General features: G+C 66.2%; 2 protein-coding genes. Both read right to left on the minus strand.

Annotated features, from left to right (window positions below):
• Window positions 1-151: 151 nt before the first annotated feature.
• A complete protein-coding gene (locus ABIB16_RS11325; protein ID WP_036341590.1) occupies window positions 152-754 on the minus strand; it encodes a cadmium resistance transporter in 603 nt (200 codons plus the stop codon).
• The coding region (gene cmtR / locus ABIB16_RS11330) for a Cd(II)/Pb(II)-sensing metalloregulatory transcriptional regulator CmtR (RefSeq protein ID WP_241187444.1) at window positions 751-1,106 on the minus strand (356 nt) is incomplete at its 5' end. The genes cmtR and ABIB16_RS11325, both read right to left, overlap by 4 nt.

The following is a 1,106-nucleotide window of genomic DNA, read 5'->3' on the forward strand; positions in this document are numbered from 1 at the left end:
CTGTGGCTTCGTTCGCTTGGTGGCGGGGTTTTTGCAGCGCTCCGTGGCGGTCTTGTTGCCGCGATCACGCAGGACTGGCTGCAGGTAGGTGTCGCGGTCTGAACCGAGAGGGGTGCGCCCGGTCGGGGCCGTTTGGATCGCTGCCGCTACGTCAGAGTCCGAAGGCTCCGCCGCTGACGAGGATCACGATGCCGAGGCCGATGAGAACGATGGGGAAGAGGATGTTCTCCCAGCGTTCGAGCACTTCGGCGATCGGGGGGCGGGTGGCGACGAACTTTGCCAGGGCCACCAGGACCGCGACGAGCGCGAGGAAGACGATGCAGTAGGCGACTACTGCGAGAGGTTCCACGCTGAGGAAGACAGGGGTGTAGACGCCGATGTTGTCGCCGCCGTTGGCAAGGGTGACGCCTGCGACTGTCCACACGCCGACCTTCTTGCCGGCAACCTTGGCCTCGTCGTCATCGTCGTCATCGTCTCCGCGCCAGGCCTGCCATGCGGCCCAGAGGCCGAGGCCCAGAGGGATGAGGCCGAAGTACGGGATGGCTGCCGGGGGCAGGAATGCTCCGGCGCCGATGGTCACCAGGACCGCGGCACCGAGGATGCCGGCGAATCCGAGGTACTGGCCGGCCAGAATGCGGGCGGTAGTGCCGCGCTGGCCTGCCCCTCGCGCGAAGAAGAGGGAGAGCACGATGATGTCGTCGATGTTGGTCGCTGCGAACAGGCCCATCGCCTGCAAGACCGAGGTGAGGCTCATGCGCCCTCCCCAGCTGCGTCGCATCCGGGAAGCGAGCAGGCGGGATCGATGCACGGGGCGTCTTCGTCCACTGCCAGGGTGGCATCGACCAGTGCCGTCAGCGCCTGCGCCAGGTGCGAATCGGCGATCTCATATCGTGTCCGACGACCCTCGGGCTCGGAGACGACGATCCCGCAATCGCGCAGGCATGCCAGGTGGTTGGACACGTTCGGGCGTGTCAGGTCCAGATCTCGGGCCAGTTCCGCCGGGTAAGCGGGATGGTCGAGCAGGGTCAAGATGATCCGGGATCGAGTGGGGTCGGCCAGTGCACGACCCAGGCGGTTCATCACGTCGAGACGCGAAGCAATAGTCA

Source organism: Micrococcus sp. UYEF5 (genome assembly GCF_040546065.1).
GTDB classification, from domain to species: Bacteria; Actinomycetota; Actinomycetes; order Actinomycetales; family Micrococcaceae; genus Micrococcus; species Micrococcus luteus.